Annotated in this window: 1 protein-coding gene; it reads right to left on the bottom strand. The window is 18.7% G+C overall.

The window, feature by feature from the left end:
* Positions 1-80 precede the first annotated feature (80 nt).
* A complete protein-coding gene (locus tag KGF50_RS21940) occupies positions 81-263 on the bottom strand; it encodes a hypothetical protein (protein WP_227850003.1) in 183 nt (60 codons plus the stop codon).
* Positions 264-391: the final 128 nt, after the last annotated feature.

The raw sequence follows: 391 nt of genomic DNA, 5'->3' as shown, positions 1-391 counted from the left end.
CTCCTTTACAATATATTTTATAAGTATGTAAATTTTAAGAGGTTTTATTTTAAAAGTAAATTTATTTTTCAGACCTACCATTAATCTTTCTTAGGTTTTGTATAATAATATAAAAATAAAATAATATATAATATAGGTACTAAAATTAATACTTTTAAATCAAGGTCAAATGTATTAGTATAAAATGCAAATGTGAGTGCTAATAATACAATTATTAAGTTTGGTATTGTTTGAAGAAATGCTTGTTTTACTTTTTTATTCATTGTATTCCCTCCTCGTAAATATTAATATTTCAAGAAATTTTTAATAAAATAATCAGTAATTTATATTTGATTTTCTTAATCAAAGTATAGCAAGATAATAATAATAAAGAGTTACTAAAATATTACAA

The sequence above is a fragment of the Clostridioides sp. ZZV15-6598 genome (genome assembly GCF_020657705.1).
Taxonomy (GTDB): domain Bacteria; phylum Bacillota; class Clostridia; order Peptostreptococcales; family Peptostreptococcaceae; genus Clostridioides; species Clostridioides difficile_F.
Note: the sequence above shows the minus strand (reverse complement) of the source record. Positions and strands in the feature narration are given on the sequence as shown.

Bases quoted from the DNA above. Each gene is read 5' to 3' on its own strand.
- KGF50_RS21940 (WP_227850003.1), bottom strand. From the start codon at position 263: ATGAATAAAAAAGTAAAACAAGCATTTCTTCAAACAATACCAAACTTA.